The organism is Halogeometricum sp. CBA1124, from assembly GCF_009741955.1.
Classification (GTDB): Archaea; Halobacteriota; Halobacteria; order Halobacteriales; family Haloferacaceae; genus Halogeometricum; species Halogeometricum rufum.
The window spans coordinates 1-13,549 of record NZ_WPCD01000091.1 but is presented as its reverse complement, the minus strand read 5'-3'; the positions used below and the strand labels follow the sequence as shown (position 1 = coordinate 13,549).

Here is a 13,549-nt window from a genome sequence, read left to right as displayed (position 1 = left end):
GGGCAACCCCGGCCCCGCCGCCATCGGGTGGGCCATCGTCACCTCCGAGGGCATCGTCGGCGAGGGCTCCGACACCATCGGGAAGACGACGAACAACCGCGCGGAGTACGAGGCGCTCATCCGCGCCCTCGAAGTCGCCGCGGAGTACGGCTTCGACGAGGTGGCGTCCGCGGGGACTCCGAACTCATCGTCAAGCAGGTGCGCGGCGAGTACGACACGAACAACCCCGAACTCCGCGAACGTCGCGTGCGCGTCCGCGAACTGCTGGAGAAGTTCGACCGGTGGTCGCTCGAACACGTTCCGCGAGAGATAAACGACCGCGCCGACTCACTAGCGAACGAGGCCCTCGACCATGCATGAGGAGACACGGAGAGACGGCGAAGCGACGGACGGCGAGGCGGCAGACAGCGAGACGGGCGAACTACCCGAGGCCGTCGTGGACGGCGCGGCGCGCCTGACCCGACTCGCCCGCGACGCGGTGGACGAGAACGAGGCGGCGGCGTACCGCGGCCGGCGCGCGGAGATGCTTGCCGACCACGACTTCACGTCCCGCATCCGCGAGGAGGACGAGACGCTGGTACTGCACCCCGCCGAGTGGATGGACGATGGCGTCGTCCGCGTCGAACGCATCGAGGACACCGGCCGGGCGTACGAGATTCCGCTGACCGGGGCCGACGTGGACGGCGACTGGGACGCCGTCGAGGAACACAACGCCGAACTCGTCGACGCCGTCGAGGCGGAGGACGGCGCGACGCACGCCGCGAACGCCCGTATCTTCGCGGACTTCATGGGCAACCACTACCTGCGCCGGGCCGACGCCGCCTCGCGCGACGAGATACAGGAGTTCCTCACGGAGTACTATCCACGGAACGCGTGGCCGTCGAAAAAACAGGAAACCGTCGTCCGCGAGAGCGTCGAACGCGTGTTCGAAGCCGCCGACGCGGACGTGCCCGAGTTCTGACGAACTCTCCCTTCGGTCGCGTCGTCGTTACAGGTTGGCGTCGATGAGTTCGCGCACTTCGTCCGCGCGCGTCTCGTCGGTGACGAACTTGTCGAGCATCCACGCGAAGCGGTCGAGGACCGCGTCGTGGCCCTTCTCGGTCAGTTCGTACTGGTTCGTCCGCTTGTCGAGTTCGCTCTTCTCTACGAGACCCATCTCGACCAGGTCGTCGAGGTTGGGGTACAGGCGGCCGTGGTTGACCTCCGTCCCGTAGTAGTCTTCGAGATTGCGCTTGATAGCGAGTCCGTACATCGGTTCCTCGGCCAGGATGACGAGGATGTTCTGCTGGAACGCGGTCAGATCGCGTGCCAGGCCCGAGTCGTTGACTGTTTGTGCCTCTGACATAGTCGGGGAAATGTCACCTAACTATTTAACGCTTCTCAACTGACGCTTTGTTGCAGAGATTATTTCGGGATTCCCCCGGGATGATTTCAGGACGCCGATACACAGTAACCGTCGCTAATGCCTCATTTCGACTATCTGTGCGCTTATCGGTGCATTAACCGATACGACCCAGAGATTCCACGGAGATTATTCCACGTCCGCTAGGCAGTTCAACAACGGCTGTCCGGTGGTTTTCACCTGCGCGTGTGCGGTCGCCCGTCAGTACGGGATGCGAAAGGACTTTTTCCGCGTTGTGCGAGAGGCAAGACGTATGACGAATCTCTGGGAAGACTTGGAGACCGGCCCCGACGCACCCGACGTGGTCTACGCGGTCGTCGAGTGCCTGAAGGGAGAGCGCAACAAGTACGAGTACGACAAGGACGTCCCCGGCGTCGTCCTCGACCGAGTGCTCCACTCCAACGTCCACTACCCCTCCGACTACGGTTTCATGCCGCAGACGTACTACGACGACGAAGACCCCTTCGACGTCCTCGTCCTCGTCGAGGACCAGACGTTCCCCGGGTGCGTCATCGAGGCCCGCCCCGTCGCGCTGATGGGCATGGACGACGACGGCGAGAAGGACGACAAGGTCATCGCCGTCCCCACCGAGGACCCGCGCTACGACGACGTGCAGGACGTCGACGACCTCTCGGACCAGCAGAAGCGCGAGATTGCGGAGTTCTTCGAGACGTACAAGAACCTCGAGAAGGGCAAGGAAGTCGAGACGCTCGGTTGGGAGGACGCGCAGGCCGCCAAGGACGCCATCGAACACGCGATGGACCTCTACGAAGAGAACTTCGCGTAACCGCCCTCTCTCTCCGTTTTTTCACGCCGCCAGCGACGGCGCCGCCCCCGACGCGCGCCGAGTCGCCACCGGGAGTCATACGCACGAGTTATCCGTTCCCGCGTTCGGAATGAATTATGCGCATGGGTAATTATTAGGCGGTGGCGCGGCAACGTTCGAATAGAGATGGCAACGAAACAGCCCACCGACCGCGACGACCGCGTCGGCATCGCACACGCGACGGTCGTCCCGAGCAACTACCGTCCGGGCGGCGACGCCACCGAGGGGACGGGAACGGACGGGACGGACCCGTCGCCGCCGACGACGCCTGACGGCCCGCGCGCCCGAGACCGGCGACGCCCCCGGGAACCGCCTGCCGCCCGTGCGACCGCCGGACGCGAGAGGGGAACCGCTTTTAGCCCGCCGCGACTAGCCCTGCACAATGGCTACGTGCGACGAGTGTGGGAAGCACGAGAATCTGCCGTACCAGTGTCGGCGGTGCGGGCAGACGTTCTGCGCGGAGCACCGACTGCCGGAGAACCACGCCTGTCCCGGCCTCTCGGAGTGGGACGACCCCTCGGGGGTGTTCGACAGCGGTTTCGACGACTCGGTGAACGACGCCGGCGGTTCCGAAGGCGTCGTCGAGCGACTGACCAGCACCGGCGGTCCGTTGGGCTACTTCCGCGACAACATGGCGTTCGTCTTCCTCGGCCTGATGTGGGTGACGTTCGCCCTGGAGTGGGTCGTCCTCCTCCTCGCCGGTCAGCGGACGTTCATCGACATCTTCGCGCTCTCCTCGTCGAACCCGTTCTACGTCTGGACGTGGTTCACGTCCGTCTTCGCTCACAGTCCGTACAACTTCTTCCACATCGTCGGCAACAGCATCGTGCTGTACTTCTTCGGCCCACTCGTGGAGAAGTACATCGGCTCCCGGAAGTTCGCCGCGCTGTTCCTCGGGAGCGGTATCCTCGCCGGCCTGTCGCACGTCGGTATCGGGATACTCCTCGAACCCGGCGTCCCGACGGCCGTCCTCGGCGCGTCCGGCGCGATATTCGCCGTCCTCGGCGTCCTCACCGTGCTGAACCCGAGCCTGAAGATATACCTCTACTTCCTCATCCCGGTCCCGCTCTGGCTGTTCACCCTCGGCTTCGCGGGCATCTCGGTGGTGTTCTTCCTCCAACCCGGCGCGGCGGGCAACCTCGGACAGGGCAACGTCGCCCACTTCGCCCACCTCGTCGGCCTCGTCATCGGACTGGCGTACGGCCGCCGGGTCAAAGGTCGCTTCCGCGTGCCGAACAAGCTCTCCTTCGGCGGCGGCGGTGGCGGCGGCGGGATGGGCGGCCCCGGCCGCAGGTTCTGACCGATGCGACCCGTCCGCCCCGAGTTCCTCCCCGACCCCGCGCTCTCCCGCGAGGAGATGGAGACGCTCCAGTTCGACGTCGCCGCGGCCGCGACTGGACCGACGCGTTCGACTTCGACCCGCGCGACGTGTCGCTCGGCACCGAGGCGTCGCTGACCGGCGAGCGACCCCTCGTCGCGGGCGTCGACCAGGCGTTCCTCGACGACAGAGGCGTGAGCGCCGTCGTCGTCTCCCGCGGCGACACCGTAGTCGAACGCGTCCACGCCGTGACGGACCTCGAAATCCCGTACGTCCCCGGTCTGCTCTCCTTCCGCGAGGGTGGGCCCATCGTCGCCGCCCTCGAGAAACTCTCCTGCGACCCGGACCTGCTGCTGTTCGACGGTAGCGGCCGCATCCACTTCAGGCAGGCCGGCCTCGCCACCCACCTCGGCGTCGTCTTCGACAGGCCGAGCGTCGGCGTCGCCAAGAGCCTGCTGTGCGGCCGCCCGACCGAGGACGTGGACGGCCGCCCCGAGGGCTGGCGGACCGACGTCGTCGCCGACGACACCGTCGAGAACGCCGACCCCGGCGAGGTCATCGGCCACGCCTACCAGTCCCGGCAGTACGACTCGGAGCCGATAATCAACCCGCTGTACGTCAGCCCCGGCCACCGCGTCTCCGTGCCGACGGCGACGGACCTCGTCTCTCGCCTCTGCGGCGGCTACAAGCTCCCGGAACCGACCCGGCGAGCGGACGCGTACGCCGACGAGGCGAAGGCAGAGTACCGATAGGCAGTCGCTGCGGCCGCGTCGCACGCCGTCGCCGAACCGCGTACAATTAACTCGCCGCGGGGAGACAGCGTGAACGTGCATCCGAAGACGGTCCTCATCACCGGCTGTTCGTCCGGCATCGGTCGCGCCACCGCGCTGTCGTTCCTCGAGGAGGACTGGCGCGTCTACGCGACGGCCCGCAACCCGGCAGACATCGAGACGCTGGGCGAGAAGGGCTGTGAGTTGGCGACGCTCGACGTGACCGACGACGACGACGTCGAACGCGTCGTCGACCGAATCGTCGAGGAGGAGGGACATCTCACCTGCGTCGTCAACAACGCGGGCTACGGCCAGTTCGGCCCGCTGGAAGACGTGCCGACCGAACAGGTCCACCGACAGTTCGACGTGAACGTCTACGGCCCGCATCGGCTGATTCGCGCCGCCCTGCCCCACATGCGCCGGCAGGGCGAGGGCACCGTCGTGAACGTCTCCAGCGTCGCCGGCGACATCTCCTTCCCCGGCGGCGGCGTCTACGCCGGGTCGAAGTCGGCGCTCGGCGCGATGACCGACGCGCTCCGGAACGAGGTGGCGGAGTACGACGTGGACGCCGTCCTCGTCCAACCGGGGCCTGTCGCCACGAACTTCACGGACCGCGTCGAGACGGAGGTGGACGGCGGCGAGGAGATTCCCGGTATCGAGCGCTCGGGCGCGTACGAGTCGTTCTACGAACTGCTCTCGGACACGCAACTGCTCGGCGGCGGCGGGCCGGCGGCCATCCCCCCCGAACGGGTCGCGGAGGACATCGTCGACGCCGCGTCCTCGACGAAACCCCGCGCTCGCTACTACCCCGGCACGCCCGCGCGCGTCGCCGCGCTTGCGCGCTTCCTCCCGCGTTCGTGGCTCGACACGGCGTACAGCTACCTCAGAAAACTCGCGTGAGAGCGCTAGACCTCTTCGAGTAGTTCCGACTCCGCTTCGATGTTCGTCTCCGCCGCGTCGAGGTCCACCTCGTCGAGGGCGGCCGACTCGTCGTCGTCAACTTTGAACGCGTCGACCAGTTCGTGGAGCAGTTCGCCGTCGTCGCCGAGGCCCACCGCGACCTGTGCGACGGCGTCCATCGCCGTCGTCTGTTCGTCCACCCCGGCGGCCACCTGCTGGAGCGAGGCGCTCATCTGGTTCGCGGTGGTCGAGACGTCGTCGACCAGCGTGCTCACCGCCTGCGCGTTGTCGGCCTGTCGCGACACCGCCTCGGCTATCTCTTCGAGGCCGTCGTCGGTGGCGTCGACCGTCTCGCGGACCGTGTCCAGCGTCGTCGCCGCGTCGGCGACTGCCGTCGTCCCGTCGCGTATCTCGTCGTTCGCCTGCCGGATGCGGTCGGTGACCCGGTTGGTCTGGTCGCGGAGGTCCTCGATGATGCTCGTTATCTCGTCCGCCGACGCCTGCGAGTCGGTCGCCAGCGTCTTGACCTCGTTCGCGACGACGGCGAACCCCTCGCCGGCGTCGCCCGCCCGCGCCGCCTCGATGTTCGCGTTGAGTGCGAGCAGGTTCGTCTGGTCGGCGATGCCGGCGATGACGTCGAGTATCTCCTCGACGCGGGCGATGCGCGTCTCCAGTTGGTCCATCTCGTCGGCCGCCGAGGCCGACGACTCCGTCGCCGTCCGGATTCGCGTGAGCGCCCGGTCGACCTCCGCTTCCCCCTCGGCGGCGATGCTGGTCGTCTCGTCGGACTGCCGTCGAATCGTCTCCGTCGAGGCCGTTATCTCCTCGATGGAGGCCGAGAGGTCGGCCACCGTCTCGGTCACCTCCTCGGACTGGTCCGCGAGTCCGTCCACCCCCGTCGCGAGTTCCGTCGTCGAGGACTCTATCTCCTCGATGGAGTTCGTCACCTCCTCCGTCGTCGACCCGACCCGTTCGCCCGCGACGGCGACGCCCTCGGACACCGCGGTGGCGTCGTCGACGACGCGCGGACGTTCTCCGTCGCCGTCCGCAGGTCGCCCGCGAAACGGTCGAAGTCGGCCTGCGCGTCCGTCAGAGCGTCCGAGTCCGTCGCGGGTCGGGGAGGTCGAACGTCACGGTCAGGTCCCCCTTCGCGAGGCGTTCAGCGTCCCGCCCGAGACTGTCGAGGACGGCGGACTGGTATTCGACGAGCAATTCTACGTCGCCCCGGTCGTCGCGCCGTCTGTCGGTTGCGCCGTCACGACACCGCCGTCGTTTCGCAGATCACCCTTCGGTTTTCCCCTCTCTATCCCCCTCTGTGCGTCGTTTCCCATCTCAGACGGGTCGCGTCTCGCGCCCCGAAAGAGCGTCTGAATACGTCGTAGCATGTTTGCGTTTTATCCTCGGAAAAGTGGCAATCCCCCACTTTCGACTCTCCGTCACCGAGGACGTGATAAAGATTGGTGCCGAATATCACCGCTGATAGGGGGGACTCCAGAGCGGTCCTACGCCAGACAGGCGGCGACGACGCGCAGGGCCGCCTCGCCGCTCACCTCGTCGGCGAGGAGGGGCACGCGCTTGACGTTCCGCCCGCGGAACAGGTCGGTCGCACGCTGGAGGGCGTTCTGCTGGACTCTCCACCGCCGCTGACAGAACTCGCACTCCTCGAGGTTCGGCGAGACGACCCACTCCGAGTCGACGGGCGTCGTCGTCACGTCCGCGAGGTTCTCCATGACGCGGTTGACGACGAGCGTCTGCACCGGGATGTCGTAGTCGTCGAGTCGGTCGACGAGGCGTTTCGACTCGACGACGCTCATCTCCTCGGGTATCATCACGACGCGGAAGTCGGTCCGCTCGGGGTCGCGGAGGACCGCGCGCAGGCGTTCGATTCGCTCGCGCAACTCGTCCAAGTCCGCCATCCCCGCCTGCTGGGGGCCCCCCGCGCCGAACATCCCCTTGAGGTTGTCCATCATCCCGGAGAACTTCTGGCGCATGCGGGCGATGCGGCCGAGCATCGAGTCCATCAGTTCGGGCAACTCCAACAGGCGGAGCGTGTGGCCCGTCGGCGCGGTGTCCACGACGACGCGGTCGAACCGCGGGTCGTCGAGGTACGCCACCAACTGCTGCATCGCCGCCGCCTCGTCCGCGCCGGGCATCGACCCCGGCCCCATCATGTCGCCGAGGACGTCCTCCATCCCGCCCATGTCCATCCCGAAGGGGTTCCCAGCGCCGGCGTCGCCGGCCTGTCCGCCCGGCCCGCCGAACGGGCCGTCGTTCGCGGCGTCGTCGCCGTCGTCCTCGAAGGGGGTTGTCGTCGGCGTCCAGGTCGGCGGCGTCGAACCCGCCCGCGCCCTCCTCGGTGGCGAACGGGCCCTCGATGACCTCGTCGGGGTCGATTTCGGCGGCGTACAGGGGCATGTCGTCGCGTATCTGCGCGGGTTCGGCGGGCACCGGCGTCCCGAGCGTGTCCGAGAGGGAGTGCGCCGGGTCCGTCGAGACGACGAGCGTGGCCGTGCCGGCGGCGGCCGAGGAGAGCGCCGTCGCCGCCGCCATCGTCGTCTTGCCGACGCCGCCCTTCCCGCCGTAGAGGACGTACTCGGGGGCGTCGACGTACTCCGGCAGGTCCGTCTCGTCGGTCGTCCGCGTCTCCACGTCCACCGAGAGTTCCGTGTCGTCGGCCGCCGCGTCGCCGCCGTCGGAGCCGTCGTCTTCGCCTTCGACGTGGTCTACGGGTTCGACGTCGATGTTCGTCATAGCGGGACGCACGCGGTGGGGACTTGTGTACTCGTCGGTCCGCGGAGCGACCTGTCGGCAGTCTCTCAGGCGAAGTAGTCGGCGAGACGCGACGCCGCCTCGTCCGCCCGCGGCGTCACGAGGGCGAACCGAATCCAGTCCGCGTACGCGTCGCCGAACGCCTCGCCGGGCATCCCGGCGACGCCCGCCTCGTCTATCAGCGTCTCGACGTTCGACAGCGTTCCGGGGAAGTCCTCGAAGCGCGCCAGCACGTAGAACGCCCCCCGCGGACTCGTGTAGGCGGCCCCCGCCGCGTCGAGGGCGTCGGTGAACGAGCCGATTCGCTCCCGGAGCATGTCGCGGGTCCCCTCGTAGTAGTCCGGGGGCGTCTCCCGGAGTGCGCGGAGGACGGCCACCTGCCCGGGGCGGTTCGTGGCGACGTTCACCAGCATGTGCCGCGTCTTCGCCTCGGAGACGAGTTCCTCGGGGAAGACGGCGTAGCCGACGCGGAAGCCCGTTATCGCCATCGACTTCGAGTAGCCCGAGGTGACGAGCACCCGGTCGGAGTCGAGGGTGAGGGCGCTCTCGAAGTCGCCGGAGAAGTCGAAGTGGTCGTACACCTCGTCGACGAGGAGGAGGGCGTCGTTCTCGACGGCGACATCGTGTAGCGCCTCGACCGTCTCGCGGTCGTACACCGCGCCGGTCGGGTTGTTCGGCGTGTTGACGAGGATGGCCGCCGTCTCCGGCGAGGCCGCCTCGCGCATCGCCGCCACATCCGGGTCGCCGCTCTCCAGCACCGGCACTTTCGTCGCCTCGCCGCCGAGCATCGTCGCCTTCCCCGGATAGTACGGGTACACCGGGTCGGTGAGGAGGAACTCCGACCCCGACCCGCGCTCCATCGCGCGCGCCATCGTGAGGTAGTTCGCCTCGCCCGCGCCGTTCGTCACGACGCGCGCGCGGGGTCGACGTTCCGTCGCTCCGCTATCTCCGCTCGGAGTTCGCGGAGGCCCTCGCTCGGCGGGTACTGGAACTGGTCGGAGTCGGCGTCGGCGTACTCCCGAAGGCCGTCTCGGAGCGCCTGCGGCGGTTCCCAGTCGGGGTCGCCAGAGACCATGCCCACGACGTCTCTGTCGGCCCGCGCGGCGTACTGCATCACCTGAAAGAACAGCGGTTCGTCGTAAGCGTCGTCGCCCATCTCGTCCGAGTCCTCGGAGTGGAGGGTCGTGGCTCTTTCGCCATCGGCAGGTCGGCGCGCGGCCGCCGGCGGAGGGCCTTTTTGTCGACGCCGCCCCTCGACGCACGTATGCGAGAGTTCGCAACGGACCCGCCGGTCGAAGTCCGCGTCGGCGACGCCCTCCGCGAGGCGGGGGAGACGCTGGCCGTCGCCGAGTCGTGCACGGGCGGACTCGTCGGATCGCTGCTCACCGACGTGCCGGGGTCGTCGGACTACTTCGACCGCTCCGTCGTCACCTACTCGTACGACGCGAAACTGCGCGCGTTGGCCGTCTCACGGGAGTCGCTGGACGAACACGGCGCCGTCTCCGAACCCGTCGCCCGACAGATGGCCGCCGGCGTCCGCGACACCGCCGCCACGGACTGGGCGGTGGCGACGACGGGCATCGCCGGCCCCGAGGGCGGCACCGAGGAGAAACCGGTCGGGACGGTGTTCGTCGGACTGGCGCACCGCGGCGACTGGGGGACGGGCGCGTCGTACACGACGGTCGACCGATACGAGTTCGGCGGTGACAGAGCGGCGATAAAGGAGCAGATAGCCCGCCGAGCGCTGGAGACGGTGCTGACCGCCGTCGAATCGCGGGGCGTCTGACGGACGGCAGACGATTCCGGCCGTGGCACAACGCTTGTGTTCTCGGCGCGCAGACAGTCGCTTCATGAACAAAGAAGGGCACGTGACGAACGGCGCGCTGTTGGCCGTCGGACTGGGCGTCATCCTCGCCGTCGACCCGACGTCGGGACCCCTCGTCGAGGAGACGCCCGCGGCCCTCGCCCTCGAAGCGGGCACGAGAGTCGCCGAACTGTCGCTCCCGGTCATCCTCGGCGCACTGTTCCCCGACGTGGACACCGCCTTCGGCAAGCACCGCAAGACCCTACACAACCTCCCCGTCCTCGCCGTCTTCGTCGCCTTCCCGTACGTCTTCGGCAACCTGCAGTTCGTCTGGGTGGGCGTGGCGACGCACTACGTCCTCGACGTGGTGGGGTCCAAGCGCGGCATCGCGCTGTTCTACCCGCTCTCCTCGCAGGAGTACGACCTGCCGACGGGCGTCGCCACTTCCAGCAAGTGGGCCAACCCGGTCACGTTCGTCGTCACCGCCGTCGAACTCGCCGTCCTCGCCGCCGTCCACTACTACGTGTTCGCCCTCGACACGTCGTTCGCGGAAGCCGCCGCGCTCCTCGGCCTGTTCTGAGGCGACGGTTCCGTATCGCCACCGTTTAACACGACGCTCGTGAACGGCGCGAGTATGTCGGTCGTTCTACAGTCCCTCCAGCCGGTCGCCGCGTTCCGGTCGATACCGCTGTTCCCGGGTCTCCCGGGCGGTCCGGAACTGCTCGTCCTGTTCCTGATTCTGGTCCTCGTCGGTATCGCGCCGGCGCTGTTCGTCTACTACGACGCCGAGCGAAACCGGGTTCCGAACCGCCTCGCGTGGACGGCGGCGACGTTCCTCGCCGGCCTCGTCGGCAACCTCGTCGGTGCCGGCATCGTCCTCGTCCTCTACCTCGTCGTCGCTCGACGGTAGCCCGCCCCGCCGGCGTCGCGGTCAGTACTCCCGCACGTCGTCGAAGTCGCCGTCGTAGGCGATGTGACCGGGGTGGGTCGGCTCCATCCCCGAGAGGAACAGTCGGTCTATCTTCCCCCACGAGTTCTCGAACCCGAGGTGCGCGAACTCGAGGGCGGTGCGCAGGCCGTGGCCGACGCCCGAGCGGTACATGACGCGTCGAGGAGCGCCCTCGCGAAGGGCCGTCACGAGGTCCTCGGTCGATTCGATGGCCCGGTCGAACTCCGTCCACGCCTCGCCGACGCTGCCGCTGAGGTGGGCGTACGAGGAGGCGAAGCCGGGGATGCCGAACGCCGCGGACAACTCCCGCCCCAGTCGGTTCTGCCCGGAGAACAGCTTCCCGTTGTACGTCTCGATGGCGTGTATCTCGTCGGCGTGCGCGCGGACCTCCTCGCGGCCGAGGCTCACGTTGAGGAAGCCGGGGTGAGGGACGAGGACCGCCGCCTCCTGCCGCGCGAAGGTGGCGAACGCGGCTTCCATCGTGATGAAGTCCGGAACGGGCGAGGAGAGGCCGAGGGCGAGGAGGTGCCGACGCTGCCGCCACGTCCCGGTGAACACCTCCCGCGCCGGAACCACCAGCAACTCGTCGTCGGTGAACTTCGCGGCCGTCTCCCGGATGTCGGGCAGGCGTTCGAAGTGCGGAGCGTACACCAGCACGTCGATGCCGCGGGCTTTCGCCCGGGACGCGACGCGCTCGTCCAGAATCTTCACGTGCATATCGACGCGCGTGGACGCAGGGGGAGACGCGGACGTAGCGGTCACGTCTCCCGATGCGGTGCCGTCGTGGTTAGTCATTACTATCTTCCGACCGATTGGCGGGTGGCGTCCGTCGGTCCCGGCGGCGGCACGTGACAGTCGGCCGACGGGGCGTCCGGCCGGCCTGCGGAACGGTTTAGTCCCCTGTATCCGTCTCCGCCAGTATGTCCCTGTGGAAGTGCGGCGTCGCCGAGTGTGACGGGCGGTTCGAGGAGGTGGAGGACGCCATCATCCACCAGACGGTCGAACACGAGCGTCACGAGTGCAAGGTGTGCGGCACCATCGTCCCCGAAGGCTACTTCGCCATCCGCCACGCGTTCGAGGAACACTCCCGCGCCGAGTTCGTCCGCGCGTACGACGCCAACTCCTCCGACGTGCGCGAACGGGAGCGTGTCAAGCGCGAGGTGGAGTCGGAGGCCGACCTGCAGTCGGTCGTGGAGACGCTGAAAGAGCGCGGCGCACTGTAGCCGTCGCCGGCGGCGACGCTCGTGGTGAGGGTCGAGAACGAGACGGGGAGTCACCCGCAGAAACGGTCGGCGTTGGAAACGCGCGGGGACGCCGCTCGCACCGCCCGAGGTGCGCTCTCAGCGCTCCTCGCTATCCAGCACGCGAATCTGGTCGCCGCGGACGGTGACCGGAATCGGGACCGTCGCCTCGTACAGTTCGACGGTGACCTGGTCTTTCGTCTCGTCGATGCGCTGGACGCGCGCCTTCTCGCCCTTGAACGGGCCGGCGACGAGTTCGACGATGTCGCCCTCCGCGATGCCCTCCACGTCCGGCGTCGGCGAGAGGAAGTGCTCGACTTCGGCCATGCTGGAGGTGGCCTGCCCGTCGCCGACGAGTCCGCGGGCGTGCGGAATCTCTTCGAGGACACGGTTGATGACCGCGTTGTTGTCCGCCTCGACCATCACGTAACTCGTCAGCGAGTCGGGGGCGAGGACGGCGTGTATCTCCGGCTCCTCACGGGTGGCTATCATGTCGGCGACAGTCTGCTCCTGTCGCGCAGTCGTCTTGACGGCGAAGATGGGCACCCTAGACACCTCCGGGGAGGAAACTCATGAGTGCGAAGATGACGAACCCCATGAAGCCGACGAGGAAGATGCCGGCGCCGGCGATGAGACCGATCTGGGAGAACTCCTCCCAGGAGGGGGTGCTCGCCAGTTTCAGCACCCGCACGTAACTGTTCAGGTCGTACTTGACGTCCATGTTAGCCGTGGCTTGTACGCCGGGCTTTTTCTATCTATTGATGCAATCGGGAGACCTGCGGTACGAGAAACCGTCACAGACGTCGCTCCGCGGGAGAATCCGAGTCGGTCACGAACCCGGGAGACGGGGACCGGGCGACGAGACGGGAGGCCGGCGCGGCGTCCGTTAGTCGACGTAGTCGATGTCCTGTCCCTGTTGGGCCGCCTGCGGTTGCGGCGCGTTGTGCATCTCCTCGCCGCCGTCGCTGCGACCGTATATCTGCGGCGACTCGACGCCGGTGACGACTATCATCGTCCGCATCGTGCCGTCGAGTTCCTCGTCGACGGACGTGCCCCAGATGATGCGCGCGTCGGGGTCGATGCGGTCGTAAATCTCCTCGACGACGCCCTCGGCCTCTTCGATGCTCATGTCGGACCCGCCCGTGACGTTCACGAGCGCGGAGTTGGCACCGGAGATGTCCACGTCGAGAAGCGGTGACCGGAGGGCGCTCTTGACGGAGTCCTGCGCCTTCGAGTCGGAGTCGGACTCGCCGAGACCGATCATGGCGACGCCGCCGCGTTCCATCACCGTCTTCACGTCGGCGAAGTCGAGGTTGACGAGACCGGGCTTGGTGATGAGTTCCGTGATGCCCTTCACCGAGCGCATCAGCACCTCGTCGGATACCTTGAACGCCTGTCGGACGGGGAGTTTGCCCACCGCGTCGAGGAGGCGGTCGTGGGGGACGACGGATGACCGTGTCGGCCACGTCGCGGAGACGTTCGAGACCGGCTTCGGCGTTCGTGCGACGGACCTCACCCTCGGCGGTGAACGGCGTCGTCACGATGGCGATGGTGAGCGCGACCGCACTCG

The 13,549-nt window shown here is 67.8% G+C and carries 14 protein-coding genes and 5 pseudogenes; 10 read left to right on the top strand and 9 right to left on the bottom strand.

What is annotated here, in order from left to right; genetic code table 11:
* Positions 1 to 360 (top strand): annotated as a pseudogene (locus GJ632_RS12060) (reverse transcriptase-like protein); the annotation flags it as partial.
* A complete protein-coding gene (locus GJ632_RS12055) occupies positions 353 to 961 on the top strand; it encodes a rnhA operon protein (protein ID WP_231751523.1) in 609 nt (202 codons plus the stop codon). The pseudogene GJ632_RS12060 and the gene GJ632_RS12055, both read left to right, overlap by 8 nt.
* A 27-nt stretch (positions 962 to 988) precedes the next feature.
* On the opposite strand, the gene GJ632_RS12050 is transcribed toward GJ632_RS12055, so the two are convergent.
* The gene (locus GJ632_RS12050) at positions 989 to 1,345 is read right to left on the bottom strand and encodes a PadR family transcriptional regulator (protein WP_089805097.1); all 357 of its coding nucleotides are present in this window, start codon (positions 1,343 to 1,345) and stop codon (positions 989 to 991) included.
* 310 nt (positions 1,346 to 1,655) lie between these two features.
* On the opposite strand from GJ632_RS12050, the gene GJ632_RS12045 reads away from it, so the two are divergent.
* The 4 genes and pseudogenes from GJ632_RS12045 to GJ632_RS12030 all read left to right on the top strand — a co-directional run bounded on the left by GJ632_RS12045 (position 1,656) and on the right by GJ632_RS12030 (position 5,216).
* The gene (locus GJ632_RS12045; protein ID WP_089805094.1) at positions 1,656 to 2,189 is read left to right on the top strand and encodes an inorganic diphosphatase; all 534 of its coding nucleotides are present in this window, start codon (positions 1,656 to 1,658) and stop codon (positions 2,187 to 2,189) included.
* 421 nt (positions 2,190 to 2,610) lie between these two features.
* Positions 2,611 to 3,528 carry a rhomboid family intramembrane serine protease gene (locus tag GJ632_RS12040; protein WP_089805092.1) on the top strand — a complete coding sequence of 306 codons (918 nt, stop codon included), beginning with the start codon at positions 2,611 to 2,613 and terminating at the stop codon, positions 3,526 to 3,528.
* A gap of 3 nt (positions 3,529 to 3,531) precedes the next feature.
* Positions 3,532 to 4,298: pseudogene (locus GJ632_RS12035) on the top strand (endonuclease V).
* A 75-nt stretch (positions 4,299 to 4,373) separates the two neighbouring features.
* Positions 4,374 to 5,216 carry an SDR family oxidoreductase gene (locus tag GJ632_RS12030; protein ID WP_089807018.1) on the top strand — a complete coding sequence of 281 codons (843 nt, stop codon included), beginning with the start codon at positions 4,374 to 4,376 and terminating at the stop codon, positions 5,214 to 5,216.
* A gap of 5 nt (positions 5,217 to 5,221) precedes the next feature.
* Here the strand turns inward: GJ632_RS12030 and GJ632_RS12025 are convergent, their stop codons facing one another.
* From GJ632_RS12025 to GJ632_RS12015, 4 genes and pseudogenes are all read right to left on the bottom strand, one after another.
* Positions 5,222 to 6,217, bottom strand: a complete 996-nt coding sequence (locus GJ632_RS12025) for a methyl-accepting chemotaxis protein (RefSeq protein ID WP_191453042.1) — start codon at positions 6,215 to 6,217, stop codon at positions 5,222 to 5,224.
* Positions 6,218 to 6,305: 88 nt separating this feature from the next.
* Entirely contained in the window at positions 6,306 to 6,428 is a 123-nt protein-coding gene (locus GJ632_RS24765) for a hypothetical protein (RefSeq protein WP_255473564.1), read from the bottom strand.
* Between the two features lie 290 nt (positions 6,429 to 6,718).
* Positions 6,719 to 7,967: pseudogene (locus GJ632_RS12020) on the bottom strand (ArsA family ATPase).
* Positions 7,968 to 8,032: 65 nt separating this feature from the next.
* Positions 8,033 to 9,141, bottom strand: a pseudogene (locus tag GJ632_RS12015) (pyridoxal phosphate-dependent aminotransferase).
* Between the two features lie 108 nt (positions 9,142 to 9,249).
* Between GJ632_RS12015 and GJ632_RS12010 the strand changes: the two are divergent.
* The 3 genes from GJ632_RS12010 to GJ632_RS12000 all read left to right on the top strand — a co-directional run bounded on the left by GJ632_RS12010 (position 9,250) and on the right by GJ632_RS12000 (position 10,699).
* Positions 9,250 to 9,771: a CinA family protein gene (locus GJ632_RS12010; protein WP_191453041.1), complete on the top strand. Its 522-nt coding sequence runs from the start codon at positions 9,250 to 9,252 to the stop codon at positions 9,769 to 9,771.
* Between the two features lie 64 nt (positions 9,772 to 9,835).
* The gene (locus GJ632_RS12005) at positions 9,836 to 10,369 is read left to right on the top strand and encodes a metal-dependent hydrolase (protein WP_089805080.1); all 534 of its coding nucleotides are present in this window, start codon (positions 9,836 to 9,838) and stop codon (positions 10,367 to 10,369) included.
* A gap of 54 nt (positions 10,370 to 10,423) precedes the next feature.
* A complete protein-coding gene (locus GJ632_RS12000; protein WP_191453040.1) occupies positions 10,424 to 10,699 on the top strand; it encodes a hypothetical protein in 276 nt (91 codons plus the stop codon).
* A 21-nt stretch (positions 10,700 to 10,720) separates the two neighbouring features.
* On the opposite strand, the gene GJ632_RS11995 is transcribed toward GJ632_RS12000, so the two are convergent.
* Positions 10,721 to 11,455, bottom strand: coding sequence for a PHP-associated domain-containing protein (locus GJ632_RS11995; RefSeq protein WP_177232530.1), 735 nt, complete (start codon positions 11,453 to 11,455; stop codon positions 10,721 to 10,723).
* 203 nt (positions 11,456 to 11,658) lie between these two features.
* On the opposite strand from GJ632_RS11995, the gene GJ632_RS11990 reads away from it, so the two are divergent.
* A complete protein-coding gene (locus tag GJ632_RS11990) occupies positions 11,659 to 11,961 on the top strand; it encodes a hypothetical protein (protein ID WP_089805074.1) in 303 nt (100 codons plus the stop codon).
* Between the two features lie 117 nt (positions 11,962 to 12,078).
* Here the strand turns inward: GJ632_RS11990 and GJ632_RS11985 are convergent, their stop codons facing one another.
* The 3 genes and pseudogenes from GJ632_RS11985 to GJ632_RS11975 form a co-directional block, all read right to left on the bottom strand.
* Positions 12,079 to 12,525: a transcription elongation factor Spt5 gene (locus tag GJ632_RS11985; protein WP_089805072.1), complete on the bottom strand. Its 447-nt coding sequence runs from the start codon at positions 12,523 to 12,525 to the stop codon at positions 12,079 to 12,081.
* A 1-nt stretch (position 12,526) separates the two neighbouring features.
* Positions 12,527 to 12,700, bottom strand: a complete 174-nt coding sequence (locus tag GJ632_RS11980) for a protein translocase SEC61 complex subunit gamma (protein ID WP_089805070.1) — start codon at positions 12,698 to 12,700, stop codon at positions 12,527 to 12,529.
* Positions 12,701 to 12,865: 165 nt separating this feature from the next.
* Positions 12,866 to 13,549: pseudogene (locus GJ632_RS11975) on the bottom strand (cell division protein FtsZ); the annotation flags it as partial.